The following is a 13,377-nucleotide window of genomic DNA, read 5'->3' as shown; positions in this document are numbered from 1 at the left end:
TTTGCTGCCGATCACGTCATGCAGGTTTAGAGAGGTACGAATATGATTACTCGTCGCACATCCGTTGCATCGGTGACCGCTGCAGTCTTCAGCTTGATGGTCTTCAGCCCCGCAGCTGCACTGGCCCAGGCGCAGCAAACCCAGCCGGCGCAGGGGCAGACCGGCGCCACAAGCGCGCCCGTCAGCGAGGAGAAGCTCGAGGCCTTTGCTGTCGCCTATCTCCAGGTCGACAAGGTCAGGCAGGAGTATTCGGCAAAGATCGGCGCAGAAACGGACGCGTCGGCCAAGGAGAAGCTGCAGACCGAGGCCAATCAGCAGATGGTCAAAGCCGTCGAAGCCTCGCCCATATCGGTCGAGGAATATACGAGCATCCTGACGGCCGCACAGAACGATCCGGCACTCGCCAATAAGGTGCAGGAGAAGCTTCAAACTTCCCAGCCGACACAACAGTAAGCTGTTCTCGACGATGGCGGGCGGTGTCCGCGCAAGCGGACACGCCTGTCTGCCCCTATCCGGCGACGAGCCAGAACAGTGACGCTCCGACCAGAATGAAGACCGCGATCGCCCCGAGCAACCGGGCCATTCCGGCACTGGTATTGCCGCCGAGTGCCCGATTCCAGCCCTCGCCTCCAGCGGCGTCATCGTAAGAGATGGCATCATCGCCCGCCGGTTTCCGGCCTGCACTGCCTGCGCCGGTCGGATGATCGTGCCCGATCTTCTCGTCGCTACCATGGTCCTGCGCGGAGGACGGCTTTCCCGGTGCCCTCGCGCGGCCTTCGCCATCTGCCTGAGTTTGTTGCATGTCGCTCTCCGGAATCGCTTCGTGGAGCACAGCTCGCTGCCCCGAGGGAGCAGCTAAGTCGGGAATGGAAGAGCAATCGTCCCCACTATCAAAAATATTCAGGATGCCGGCGGGGGCACCGGCATCCTGAAACGACGTCTACTGACTTCCGGCGCCGTTTTTCGCCGTTTTGCGGCGAGGCGACGGTGACCGTTTCGACGGCCTCGCGCCGCCGTTCCCGAGACTTTCATCCGGCGCCGAGCGCTTTTGCATTTCCCGGAAGGCCTGCTCCCAATGCCGCAGGTGCTGGCCGTCCGGGCGGCCTTCCTGCTCCCAAATGGCATAGGCCCGGCGCTTGATCAGCTCTTCCTCGTGATTTTCCATATGGTCACCTCTCCGTTGGCTGCACTATCGGCTAAGCCGTAACGGCAGGCCCGGCTTGTTTGTTCCGTCGGCCCGACCATATTCCGGTTCAAAACTGCTGGTCGAGTTCCTGGTAGCGGCGAAAGACGCAGGATTCGTTGAAATCAAGGCGGCGATCGGACGCGAGATAGCTACGGATTCGCGGTCGGGCGGCAACCGCGTCATGCAGCGCGATCAAGGCTGGTAGGTGCGGCTCATGGACCCGCATGGCGTTTGGAAACGCATAGCGGAGTCCCTGGACGAGCTGAAACAGCGAGAGATCCACATAGCTCAATTCCTTGCCGACGGCATGCTTCCTGCCCGCGGGGTTCCGGTTGAGAAGCCGCTCAAAATAGCTGAGGAACTTGGGCAACCGGTCGCCGAGAAACGCCGCCGAGCGCCTCAGCGCTTCCGGCTTTTGCTCATCATAATAGAGCGACACGCTGATCGGGTGATGCGTGTCGTGAATTTCGGCAAGAAGGTCGGTGATCGTCAATTGCAGGCCATTGGCGACGAAACGCAGACCTTCGTCCTCCGGTGCGAGACCGAGCCGGGGCCCGAGATAAAACAGGATGTTGGCGACCTGCGGGATCAAGAGATCGCCATCGACCAAAAAGGGCGGCGCGAAGGGGATGGAAACGGCACTCGGATCCTTCATCAGCGCCAGCATTTCCTCGGTACCGCCCGGTAGTCGGGCGACATCGACATAATCGGCGCCCGCCGCCTCGAGCGTGAGGCGCACGAATTCGCCTCTCCCGGGAATCCCGTCCCAATAGTAGAGCTTGTAGGGCATGACAAAGCTCCCCCTCGTTTGCTTCTCAAAAATTCGGCAAGCTCCGCCTCATCTGGGCGCCCGACCGAAATCTCTTCGCAGCTCGTTCTTTGCCCTTTCGAGAATATGACGCCGATCGCTGCTCAGCCCGGCACCCGCCCTGTTGATGTAGAAAGTCAACATGGACATGGCCGAGCAAAAGGGGCTTGCTTTGCGGCGATCACTCGCCTCCGCCGACCGCTTCAACGAATGCGCGATTTCTCGCGGATCGTCGAGGGTGAAGACCCCCGGCTCGAGGTCCAAGGCATCGCTCTGGACATTCTGCGACCATTTGGCTTTCGTCTCTGGCTGCTTGCCCATGGCCGTTTACCTGCGGCGGTGTCGTCAGCGCAACCACACCGGCACGTCGGAAGCGCCCCGGATGTCCGGCGCCCGGTGCTTCCAGCCAAGCTCTTCCCAAGCGAAATGCTGCGCGGCAGTCTGCGCCTTTTCCTTCGTCGAATAGACCTCCGGCAGGAGGTATTCCCTGTTGCCATAGGTCAATAGCGCCCGGCCGCTCCGAACATCGAAATGAAGCTGCAGGCACTCTTGCGTTTGCATGAAAGCCTCCCTGACCGATCTCGAGCTGGAGCAGAAATTATGCGCGGTTTTCCCACACTTTAGAACCGTCCACGTACTTATTTTTGAGTAGAGACCTTCACCCAAGAAAACGGCGACCGTGCGAGGAAGTTCCGGAAGGCAGGATGTCCCCCGGGCTGTCGCGAACCGAGGGGCGGCGCGATCAGCCCGGATATTTGCGCCTGTCAGAACCAGTCCCGGGCGCGACCTCGGACCCGGCACATTCGGCCGGCCGCCCCTTGCGGCTTTCCTCCCAGCCGAAGACGCTTCGCCCGCCGAAGCGCGGCGAGTCCCTGAACTCTCCCGCGACGATCTCCTTGAGGTCCGGCCCGGTGGCATAGCGCTCCAGCCGGCGCGACTGGTCGTCGAGCCGCTTCAAGGCCGCAAGCTCCTCATCCCCCCCGAGCCGGCCCTTCGTTATCGCCGACTTCATGACATTGATGGTTTCGTCATAGACCTTGAGCGGCACCGGAAAGGGGTGCCGGTCCTTGCCTCCATGGGCAAGCGAAAATCGGGCGGGATCGGAAAACCGGCAGGGGGCACCATGGACCACCTCGGCGACCAGAGCGAGTGCCTTGATCGTGCGCGCGCCGACGCCCGGCACCATGAGCAGTTCCTCGAAGTCCTTTGGCCCGCGATCGGCGGCAGCGGCAAGATTGCCGTGCAGGCGCCGCAGATTGACGTCGCTTTCGCGCACGTCGTGATGAGCCGGCATGAAGAGATGCGGCAAGCTCGGCTGGGTCTCCGGTGCCGGTGCGGCCCCACCCGTCTCGATCTTCGCCACCTCGCGGATCAGCCCATCGGGACCGAGCGCATTGAGGAGAGAAAGCTGGCTCTGGCGCGAATCGGCAGCGCGCCGATCCGCAAGATTCACGATCTCGCCCTGCCCCCTCCCTTCGATTGCCGCATGCGGAGAATCCACGAAGCTCTCCAGCCCTTCCGAGAGCCAGTGATAGCGGCGTGCCTGGCGCCGGTCGCCGTTCATGCCTTGCTGGACGACGACCCACTTGGCGTCGTCGGTAACGATGAAGCCGTGCAGATAAAGATCGAACCCATCCTGCACGGCCGCACTGTCGACCTTCGCGACAAGACGGCTCGCATCGGCAAGCAAGAGGCCATCGAAACCGACACGATCTCCGATCGTCGAGAGTTCGGCCGGCGTCTTGCGGGAATGCTGGCCGCGGCCGCCGCAAACATGAATGCCGAGTTCACCGGCACGCGGCGTCAAGCCGCGTTTCAACGCGCCGATTACGCTTGTGGTAATTCCGGACGAATGCCAGTCCATGCCCATGACTGCGCCGAAGGACTGAAACCAGAACGGATGAGCAAGCCGCTTCAGGAACTCGTCGCGGCCATAATGGTGTACGATCGCCTCGGCAATCAGCACGCCAAGCCTCGTCATGCGGTCGCCGAGCCATTTGGGTACGCGCCCACCATGCAGCGGTAGATCCGCATTGCCTGCTCTCTGCGCCATCGCACAGATCCTTTCTGCCCTTGCTGCCCCGTCCACCAGGCAAGCATCGCCCACCGCGGATCCGCACATTACATGCTTCGGATGTTCATGGAAAGTTCTCACGGGCTGCACGAGAACCGGCGCTGCGACACTGGCGAGAAGTGCCGATACGCCTACATTAGGGGCGGCACAAGTCGAGGGGATATTCATTGCAGTGGGACGACAGCTTTTTTGCGCGTAGCGCCGTAGAGGTCGCAGCAGATCTGATCGGCGCGGAACTTACAGTGTCTGGCGTCGGTGGAATCATCGTCGAAACCGAGGCCTACCTGCCGGACGACGCAGCGTCGCACAGCTACGGCGGCATGACAGAGCGCAATCGCGCCATGTTCGGTCCGTCCGCACAGGCCTATGTCTATCTGTCCTACGGCCTTCATTGGTGCCTGAACTTCGTCTGCCTGCCCGCCAGCGCCGTGCTCATCCGGGCAATCGAACCGAAATGGGGCCTTGAGACGATGCGAGAGAGACGCGGCGTTTCCCGGGACCGGCTTCTGTGCTCGGGGCCGGGGCGCATCGGCCAAGCCCTGGCGATCAACATGGAACAGAACGGCCTTCCGCTCTGGCGGGAGCCATTTTGCCTGCGCCTTCCCGAAGCAAGACCAGAAATCTCCGCCGGCGCCCGCATCGGCATTTCGAAAGCCGTCGAGCAGCCCTGGCGCTTCGGTCTGGCAAACTCCAACTTCCTCAGCCGGAAGTTCTAAAGCGCCGAACCGGGGCTTCCGGAAGGCGCGTCCATCAGCGCTCGTAGGTACCGACGAGCGTGGCCTCGCCGATCATGTGCTTGCTTGCCCGTTTCCACGCCTCGGCGGCGCCGACCTCCTCCGGGATCGAAAGGTTGCCGACGTCGAGAGCCGCCAGCCTGAACTTATAATGGTGGACGCCGGTTCCGGGTGGCGGCTGGGGTCCGTCGTAACGCGCATTGCCGAAATCGTTCTTCATGAACTTTATGGCGTGTTCAGGCCCGGTATCGACGGACTGCTGAAGTTCGGTCCAATTGCCCGGGATGTTGATGATCGCGCAATGGCGGAAAACGCCGCTCACGGCATCCGGATCCTCGACGACCAAGGCGAAACTCTGCGTGCCCGCCGGCGTGCCCGTCCACTTCAAAGGCGGGAAGAGGTTCTCGTCGAAACGGGTGTACTTTCTGGGAATTGGCTGGCCATCAGCGAATGCGGGGCTGATCATACTGAAGGTCATCGCCTGCCTCCTTTCATGTGGCCACTTCGAAATGAGCGAACGATCGTTGCAATCCGTCAAACCTTCGGCGTGGAAGCGTTGATCCCGCTCAAAGACCGCTTACATCGCATCAGATAGGCTTGCCTGGCCGATGCTCAAGAGTGCCGGGCACCGCCGCGTCGGGGATAGGCGTGGCCCAAACAAATGAATGTCCGGCTAAACGGTATCTTTGAGTCAGCATCAACAATTGCATTTCCGAGGAGCCAGCAGGTATGCGCGATGCGGCGTCCACGACAGCGTCCCAGCCACCGGGCTCGACCGAAGAACCTGAGAATACCTCCGCCACGACCACCGGGGCAGCCACCACGCCCGCCCTCGCCTGGCACGCCATAACACCGGAAGCCGCCCTCGACGTGCTTAGCACGGGAGCGAACGGCCTTTCCGCGCGGGAAGCGAGCGAGCGGCTGGAGACCTACGGTCCCAACCGCCTGCCGGAAGGCCCACGCAGCGGCGCCTTGAAGCGCTTCCTGCTGCAATTCCATAATCTGCTCATCTACGTTCTGCTGGCCGCCGGGCTGATCGCTGCCGCCATCGGCCACGGCCCGGACTCGCTCGTCATCTTCGCCGTGGTGCTCATCAACGCGGTCATCGGCTTCGTTCAGGAAGGGCGCGCGGAGAAGGCGCTGGAGGCGATCCGGGCGATGATCGATCCGCAGGCTTCCGTCGTCCGCAACGGCCGTCGCACCACCATTAGGGCGGGCGAGGTGGTTCCGGGCGATATCGTTCTCCTCGAAGCCGGAGACCGGGTGCCGGCCGACCTCAGGCTCATTAAGGCGCGCAATCTGCGCATTGATGAGGCCATCCTCACCGGCGAATCCGTGCCCGTCGACAAATCGATCAGGCCCGTCGCCGGCGACGCGGCGCTGGGCGACCGGTTTTCCATGGCCTTCTCGGGCACTTTCGTTGCCGCCGGGCAGGGAACGGGTGTTACCGTTGCAACGGGCGCGGCGGCCGAACTCGGGCGGATCAGTTCCATGATCGGCGCGGTGGAGCGGATCGCCACGCCTCTCGTTCGGCAGATGGGCCAACTCGCGAGACAGATCACGATCGCCGTCCTCGGCGCTTCCGTCGTGGTCTTCACCTATGCCGTACTCTTCCGGTCCTATCGCCTGGAAGACGCCTTTATGACGGTCGTCGGCCTGGCCGTCGCGGCAATTCCGGAAGGCATGCCCGCGGTCATGACGATCACCCTTGCCGTCGGCGTTCAGCGCATGGCGCGCAGAAACGCCATCATCCGTCGCCTGCCCGCAGTCGAGACGCTGGGGTCCGTCTCCGTGATCTGCTCCGACAAGACCGGCACGCTCACGCGCAACGAAATGACGGTGAGCGCCGTCGTCACGGCCGAACGGGAGATAGAGGTGGAAGGAGCCGGCTACCGGCCGGAAGGCGGCTTTCGGACCAGCGGGGGCAAGGCGCTCGACCCGGCCGCCGACCCGGTGCTCGAAGAGCTGTCGCTGGCCGCGCTTCTCTGCAACGACGCGCATCTCGAGGAACGCCGCGAGGAGTGGACGGTTAATGGCGACCCAATGGAAGGTGCGCTCGTCACATTGGCGATGAAGGCCGGGCACGATGCCGCGGCAGCGCGGGCCGGCTTTGCCCGCCTCGACGAAATCCCCTTCGATTCCCGCCATCGATACATGGCGACGCTCAACGCCTGCAATGGCCGACCGCCCGTGGTCTACGTGAAGGGCGCGCCCGAAGGCATCCTCGCCATGTGCAGCCGCGTCGCAAGCTTCACGGGAGAGCAATCGCTGGATTTCACCGGCTGGCACGACAGGATACAGGCATTGGCCGCGGCCGGTCAGCGCGTGATCGCGTTGGCGCGCCGGAGGATGAAGGACGGCACCCGCGAAATCGCGCCGGCGGATATCGAGCACGACCTCACTTTGCTCGGCCTGGTCGGACTCATCGACCCGCCGCGTCCCGAAGCCATCGCTGCGGTCGCCGAGTGCCGGGCGGCCGGCATCCGGGTAAAGATGATTACGGGCGACCACGCTGCAACAGCACGCGCGATCGCACTTCAACTGGGGCTCGCTGAGGAACCCAAGGCCATCACCGGGCAGGAACTGGAAGAGGCAGGAGAGGCCGGCATTCACAGGCACGCCAGGGAGGCGACGGTCTTCGCCCGCACCAGCCCGGAACAGAAATTGCGCCTGGTGGAGGCGTTGCAAGCGGATGGATCGATCGTCGCCATGACGGGCGACGGGGTGAACGATGCACCGGCCTTGAAGCGCGCGGATGTCGGCGTCGCCATGGGCTGCAAGGGAACCGAGGCAGCCAAGGAGGCGAGCGAGATGGTGCTCGCCGACGACAATTTCGCCTCGATCGTTGCGGCCGTACGCGAGGGACGCACCGTTTACGACAACCTCACCAAGGTGATCGCCTGGACCTTGCCCACCAATGGCGGCGAGGCCCTCACCATCGTGCTCGCCATCCTGTTCGGCTTGAACCTGCCCGTCACTCCCGTGCAAATCCTCTGGATCAACATGGTGACGGCGGTGGCGCTGGGCCTGACACTGGCCTTCGAGCCGACGGAACCCGGCGCCATGCAGCGGTCGCCTCGCCCGGCAGGCGCAAAAATTCTCTCTGGAAGACTGCTTTGGCGAATCCTGTTCGTCTCTGCGCTGATGGTCGCCGGCACGTTCGGCATTTACGCCTGGGCCGTCGCGCGCGGGCTATCGATCGAAACTGCGCGAACCATGGCCGTAAACACGCTAGTCGTCATGGAAATCTTCTACCTGTTCAGTGTCCGCTATGTACACGGCACGTCGCTGACATGGCAGGGCGCCCTCGGCACCAGCGCCGTCCTTATCGGCGTTGCGACTGTCGTTGGGGCACAATTCGCCTTCACCTATCTGCCACCGATGCACTTGATCTTCGGCAGCCGACCCGTATCGTTCATCGATGGAATCCAGATCATAGCAGTCGGCGTCGCGCTGCTCCTCGTCGTAGAGGCCGAGAAGCGGATCGCCGCTTTGTTCACCCTCAGTTCGGACAGCAGGCGATTGGAGCAAAGGCTTTAGCAACGGGCTGACGCCGATGCATCCATTCGCGAAGCTGATGAATTGATCAAAAACCGTGCTTGGATCACGGCGCCCGAGTGTGCCAATGGCTGGGTTTCACGAGGATCTCGCCATGGCCGATACCGCTTCCGCAACCGTTTCCGCCCAGCCGAGCACCGCTCGCACCGGCGTTCTGATCATGCTTCTCGGCATGCTGATGTTTTCGCTGAACGACGTCATGGGCAAATGGCTGGTGGCGACCTATTCGGTCGGACAGGTGGTTCTGATCCGCAGCATCGCCGCCGGTGTGGTGCTGCTTCCGTTCCTGTGGCTCCGCGGACCGAAAAAGCTTGTCGCGGTTGAGAGGCCGGGGCTCCAGCTTGCCCGGGTGGTCGCCTCCACCGCGGAGGTCTTCGCCTTTTATTTCGCCGTCGTCACCCTGCCGCTCGCCGATGTCATGACCTATTGGCTGGCCGCGCCGATCTATGTTGCGGCCGTGTCGCCGCTGGTGCTGAAGGAGCCTGTCGGCTGGCGGCGATGGACAGCGATCGCCATCGGCTTCGTCGGCGTCATCATCGCACTTGAGCCCTCCTCGCAGGCCCTGACGTTGCCGGCGCTGATCTCGATCCTCGGCAGCATGTTCTTTGCATTCATGATGGTTTCCGGGCGCTCGCTGCGTGGAACGCCAGATACGACCCTCGCCTTCTGGCAGATCGTCGGCGCCGCGGTCGCCGGGCTGCTCTGGGCGCCCTTCGATTGGACGCCGCTGAAACCCCTCGACACCGCTTTGCTCGGCCTCCTCGGCGTCGTCGCCATGCTCGCCCATGTGCTCGTCAACCGGGCCTTGAAGCTCGCCGATGCGGCGACCGTTGCGCCGCTGCAATATACGCTGCTCTTCTGGGCGATCGTCTTCGGTTGGCTGATCTTCGGCGACAGCCCGCGCCTGTCTATGGTGCTGGGCGCTGGCCTTATCGTCGCCTCCGGCCTTTTCATCTTCTTCCGGGAGCAGCAACTGAAGCGGCAGGGAAGAATAAAGCTCTAGGAAGAGGGCGACGCGCCTTTGCGCCGGTATTCACCTCCGGTCCGCCCTGCTACTGCACGTCTCCTTAGTCGATTTCGATTTCAGGAGACGTGCTGCAGCGACCGTCGTGCATCTGAAAGACGCGTGGCGCTGTAGGCTCAAATCAGTCCGCGATCACCGTCTGCTTCTGCGTGCCGAGCCCCTCGATCCCAAGCTCGATGACATCGCCGGGCTTGAGATATTGCGGCGGTTTGAAGCCCAGGCCGACACCCGGCGGCGTGCCAGTCGAAATGATGTCGCCGGGATGCAAGGTCATGAACTGCGATAGATAGCTGACGAGATAGGAGACGCCATAGACCATGGTCTCGGTCGTGCCGTTCTGCTTCGTCACGCCGTTGACGCTGAGCCACATCTTCAGGTTTTGCGGATTGGCAATCTCGTCGCGGGTGACGAGCCACGGGCCGATGGGACCGAAGGAATCGCAGGATTTGCCCTTGGTCCATTGGCCCGATCGCCTCGCCTGGAAATCGCGCTCCGAGACGTCGTTGACGACGCAGTAGCCGGCGACATGATCCAACGCTTCGGCCTTGTCGACATATTTCGCCTTCTTGCCGATGACGACGCCGAGTTCGACTTCCCAGTCGGTGGCAACCGAGCCCCGCGGTATGATGACATTGTCGTTCGGCCCGGTGATTGCCGAGGTCGCTTTCATGAAGATGACTGGCTCGGGCGGAACGTCGAGGCCGGACTCGGCAGCATGGTCCGCATAGTTGAGGCCGATGCAGATGAACTTGCCGGTGCCGGCGACGCAGGCGCCGAGGCGCGGCGCATCATCCACTACCGGCAGGCTCTCAATCTCGAGCCTGTCCGCCCAGCCGAGATCGGCGATTGCCGGACCTGAAATATCGGCAACCACACCCGAGAGATCGCGAATTCGGCCCGCTCCATCCAACACGCCCGGCTTTTCCGCCCCTTCAGGTCCATAGCGCAACAACTTCATCCTGCTTCTCCCCGGCAATCGTGACGAATGACTGGTCTGACAAATCAAACAGTGCCGTGGATGTAAAGCGGTTTTGCGCAGTCGCAGTAAGCTTTCCGGGATCTCGACCACGCCCAGATAGAAGTCGATCGAAGCGTGCGGTAGTGCGCGAGGCGACGGTTGCGGATTCGGACAATGGGGCCCCGCCTTCCGGGACGGAGCCCTCTCGTTATCTTCTGCCGGAAAAGGCGAAGACGTCGACCGGGTTGTCGAGTCCGCGCAAGGCATAGGAGCCGAGATTTTCCATCTGTGCGGCGCATCCCGCCCTTTCGACGAAGGCGCGTGAAAGAAGAACCGGACGCTTGAGTTCCTTGGTCAGGCTCTCGAGACGCGAGGCGACGTTGACCGCGGGTCCGATGACGGTGAAGTCGAGGCGCTTGCGCGAGCCGATATTGCCATACATCACGTCCCCCACATGCACGCCGATACCGTAGCCTAGCGGCTCATGACCTTTGCGCAGGTTCTCGTCGTTGAGATCGGCAAGAGCAGCCTGCGCTTCGGCGATGGCGCCGAGCAGATTGCTGCAGGCGCACGGGTCACTGAGCGGGAAGATCGCCAGAAGCCCGTCGCCCATGAACTTCAGGATCTCGCCCCCATGGCGCTCGATCGGCTCCGACATGGCGTCGAAATAACCATTCAACAGCTCGATCACGTCGTCGCGCGGCCAGAGATCCGACAATCTGGTGAAATCGCGCAGGTCGCAGATGAGAATGGCGGCGCCAACCGTCACGCCACTGCCGCGCGTCGTCGCTCCCGCCAGGATCTGTTCGCTCGCATGCGGCCCGACATAGGTCTCGAGAAGCGTGCGCGCGAGACGGTTCTTCAGCCTGATCTCGCTAACGAGCGCCAAGGCTGGCAACAAGTCCTTGAAGAGTTCGATGTCCCCAGGGCGAAAGCCGCCTCGCCTGTCGCTGGCGAAGGTGATGACGTGCTGTTTGCCGAGCGTGTGCTCCAGGGGCCAGCCGATGTAGTCGGTGATACCCTCAGTCCGCAAATTGCCATAGAGCGCGTATTCCGCTCCATCGTCGGAGGGATCGTCGAGATGGCGCCGCACTTCGGCCGCTCCGTTGTTGATCTCGTAGAGAGGGCTGTTCAGGTATTGCGAGCTGTCCTCGGTCCCGTAGTTGTAGAGATCGATTTCGGCTTGTGACAATCCCTTCCGCCACAGTATCCGCGCCCCGATCCACTGCGGATGCTGGATCCGGAAATGCAGCGTCGCGCGCGCGACCGGCACATCGGCTTCCGCCAGTATCCGGCACATCTCGACAAAGATATCGTCGATGTAACGCTCGCCGCGCGTCTCGTTCACCAGCCAGTCCAAGACGCGCCGCCGCCGGACAGGCCATCTTCCTTCGCTGTCATCGGATGAATCCAGAAGTGCGTCCGATAAAGATTGCATAGCAACCTCCGCTTGCGGCATCCTTGCGTCGGAGCCCATATATACAAGCATGCACGACGCAGCAGCCGGGCACAATCTGCCATCGTTCAAAATGCCAGGGATTGTTGTGCGGGTTCCGGCGCGTTCAGATGTACGCCTTCCAGTTCGAGCATTCGCAGCTTGGCGGACGCACCGCCGGGCGCCGAGAAGCCGCCGATCTTGCCGCCGGCGGCCAGCACGCGATGGCAGGGGATGATCAGTGCAACCGGATTTCTGGCCATGGCTTGACCGACATCCCGTGCGGCCTCGGGGCCGGCGCCGAGGTCCTTCGCCAACGCCCCGTAGGTGGTGGTATGCCCCCATGGGATCTTCCGCGCCGCCGCATAGATGCCCCTGAAGAAGGCGTCCTGTCCCTCTAGGTCGAGATCGACTGAGGAAAAATCCGTCTCGATCCCGCCGAAATAGCGTCGGACGGCAGCGATCGCTTCCTGTACCCGGGGCGGCCGCGCGTGCGGTTGGCCGTTGGAAAGGCGGCGCAACAGCAGTCCTTCGGTCATGGCCGCCCTTTTCGTCGGCAGTTGAAAGCGGGTGATGCCGCGCGCGCTCCAGGCGATGCCGCAGAAACCGCCGGCGGTTTCGAAGACGCAATAGTGATGCGCTTCCTCACTCATCCAAAGCCTCCGCATTCATGTCACATGAAGATTGTGTAATCCGAACTCGGAATCAACCCGATTCGCAATCCGGATGACGCGCGGACTTGCTCACGTCCATCAAAAGAGGCGATGAACCATCAGACCTGAAAAATCACAGGTATCATGAAGCAATGGAGCGGCGCACCTGCGGCGGCCGTCTTCGCGCGGCGCTTCGAGCAGCGAAAATACGCACTGCACTACACTTCGCCGCTACCGCAGACCGAATGCCTCTGAGGACACGGGCGCTGTAGCGACGAAGTGCCTCCCCCCGCTATGACGCTGTCCGGGCAGAGGTCATCCTCGGGACGAATGGCTCGCGAAAGATTCCGCTACGGCCGACTCGGTCGCCGCCTTGACCACCTGCCTGTAGACGCCGCCAGCTTAGCCGAGGAATATCTGGCGCAGGCGAGCGAACAGGCCCGGCTGTTTCTCGACCAGCATCGCGCGGATGTGACGCGCTGCGGTCGATGCACTAACCGTCGCACCGAAATGGCAATAGCAAATGACCTTGTGCAGTTGCTCGTCGCTCAGCTCGAAGAACCGCTTCGCCTCGCCGTAGCTATCATTCTCCAGCCCGGCCGCCCGGAGGACGGGATCTTCGAATGCAACGGAGATCGGCGTACCGTCGCCGCGCATGGTCGCGCGAACGCGTGCCGGCTGATACTCGGTCTCGTGCAACGTTGAAAGCCGTCTCTGAGGGTTCTGCTCAAGAAGCTCTGCCCAGCGCTCTAAACGCTCGCTGCGTGACAAAGCCCGACGGGGAAAGTCCTGATTGACCTCGGCGACGATTTGCAGTTCGTCGATTGCATGGTGCTTCATTGTGACCTCCTACTCAGACGATAGTTGGTCCCCCTTTTCAGCCTCATAGGCGTAGTCAGCGTGACTCCAACCGGCCGCGAAGTCCAATCACGAAAGTGCCCTTCCGG

General features: G+C 62.5%; 14 protein-coding genes and 1 pseudogene. 4 read left to right on the top strand and 11 right to left on the bottom strand.

Annotated elements, in window-relative coordinates:
- Positions 1-42: 42 nt before the first annotated feature.
- A complete protein-coding gene (locus SJ05684_RS19830) occupies positions 43-453 on the top strand; it encodes a DUF4168 domain-containing protein (RefSeq protein WP_034854406.1) in 411 nt (136 codons plus the stop codon).
- Between the two features lie 55 nt (positions 454-508).
- On the opposite strand, the gene SJ05684_RS19825 is transcribed toward SJ05684_RS19830, so the two are convergent.
- From SJ05684_RS19825 to SJ05684_RS19800, 6 genes and pseudogenes are all read right to left on the bottom strand, one after another.
- Complete coding sequence (locus SJ05684_RS19825) at positions 509-802, bottom strand: hypothetical protein (RefSeq protein WP_034854407.1); 294 nt, start codon at positions 800-802, stop codon at positions 509-511.
- A gap of 138 nt (positions 803-940) precedes the next feature.
- A pseudogene (locus SJ05684_RS31040) lies at positions 941-1,245 on the bottom strand (DUF2934 domain-containing protein).
- Positions 1,246-1,253: 8 nt separating this feature from the next.
- Entirely contained in the window at positions 1,254-1,976 is a 723-nt protein-coding gene (locus SJ05684_RS19815; protein WP_034854409.1) for a glutathione S-transferase, read from the bottom strand.
- Positions 1,977-2,024: 48 nt separating this feature from the next.
- Positions 2,025-2,315, bottom strand: coding sequence for a DUF3175 domain-containing protein (locus SJ05684_RS19810; protein WP_034854410.1), 291 nt, complete (start codon positions 2,313-2,315; stop codon positions 2,025-2,027).
- 24 nt (positions 2,316-2,339) lie between these two features.
- The gene (locus SJ05684_RS19805; RefSeq protein WP_034854411.1) at positions 2,340-2,555 is read right to left on the bottom strand and encodes a hypothetical protein; all 216 of its coding nucleotides are present in this window, start codon (positions 2,553-2,555) and stop codon (positions 2,340-2,342) included.
- Positions 2,556-2,736: 181 nt separating this feature from the next.
- Positions 2,737-4,047: a DUF763 domain-containing protein gene (locus tag SJ05684_RS19800; protein ID WP_034854412.1), complete on the bottom strand. Its 1,311-nt coding sequence runs from the start codon at positions 4,045-4,047 to the stop codon at positions 2,737-2,739.
- A gap of 188 nt (positions 4,048-4,235) precedes the next feature.
- Between SJ05684_RS19800 and SJ05684_RS19795 the strand changes: the two genes are divergently transcribed.
- On the top strand, positions 4,236-4,784 hold the full coding sequence (locus tag SJ05684_RS19795) for a DNA-3-methyladenine glycosylase (RefSeq protein ID WP_034854413.1): 549 nt from the start codon (positions 4,236-4,238) through the stop codon (positions 4,782-4,784).
- A 34-nt stretch (positions 4,785-4,818) separates the two neighbouring features.
- On the opposite strand, the gene SJ05684_RS19790 is transcribed toward SJ05684_RS19795, so the two are convergent.
- Positions 4,819-5,280, bottom strand: coding sequence for a YbhB/YbcL family Raf kinase inhibitor-like protein (locus SJ05684_RS19790; protein ID WP_034854414.1), 462 nt, complete (start codon positions 5,278-5,280; stop codon positions 4,819-4,821).
- Positions 5,281-5,531: 251 nt separating this feature from the next.
- On the opposite strand from SJ05684_RS19790, the gene SJ05684_RS19785 reads away from it, so the two are divergent.
- On the top strand, positions 5,532-8,342 hold the full coding sequence (locus tag SJ05684_RS19785; RefSeq protein WP_083846118.1) for a cation-transporting P-type ATPase: 2,811 nt from the start codon (positions 5,532-5,534) through the stop codon (positions 8,340-8,342).
- A 112-nt stretch (positions 8,343-8,454) separates the two neighbouring features.
- Complete coding sequence (locus SJ05684_RS19780; protein WP_095694325.1) at positions 8,455-9,363, top strand: DMT family transporter; 909 nt, start codon at positions 8,455-8,457, stop codon at positions 9,361-9,363.
- Between the two features lie 142 nt (positions 9,364-9,505).
- Here SJ05684_RS19780 and SJ05684_RS19775 read toward each other — a convergent pair whose 3' ends face one another.
- The 4 genes from SJ05684_RS19775 to SJ05684_RS19760 form a co-directional block, all read right to left on the bottom strand.
- Entirely contained in the window at positions 9,506-10,342 is an 837-nt protein-coding gene (locus SJ05684_RS19775; protein ID WP_034854416.1) for a fumarylacetoacetate hydrolase family protein, read from the bottom strand.
- Positions 10,343-10,550: 208 nt separating this feature from the next.
- Positions 10,551-11,780, bottom strand: a complete 1,230-nt coding sequence (locus SJ05684_RS19770) for an adenylate/guanylate cyclase domain-containing protein (protein ID WP_083846119.1) — start codon at positions 11,778-11,780, stop codon at positions 10,551-10,553.
- An 86-nt stretch (positions 11,781-11,866) separates the two neighbouring features.
- Positions 11,867-12,430, bottom strand: a complete 564-nt coding sequence (locus tag SJ05684_RS19765) for a methylated-DNA--[protein]-cysteine S-methyltransferase (protein ID WP_034854417.1) — start codon at positions 12,428-12,430, stop codon at positions 11,867-11,869.
- A gap of 402 nt (positions 12,431-12,832) precedes the next feature.
- Positions 12,833-13,270 carry a hypothetical protein gene (locus SJ05684_RS19760; protein ID WP_034854418.1) on the bottom strand — a complete coding sequence of 146 codons (438 nt, stop codon included), beginning with the start codon at positions 13,268-13,270 and terminating at the stop codon, positions 12,833-12,835.
- Positions 13,271-13,377 lie beyond the last annotated feature (107 nt).

This window comes from Sinorhizobium sojae CCBAU 05684 (assembly GCF_002288525.1).
GTDB lineage: Bacteria > Pseudomonadota > Alphaproteobacteria > Rhizobiales > Rhizobiaceae > Sinorhizobium > Sinorhizobium sojae.
This window is presented reverse-complemented; position numbering and strand designations above follow the sequence as displayed.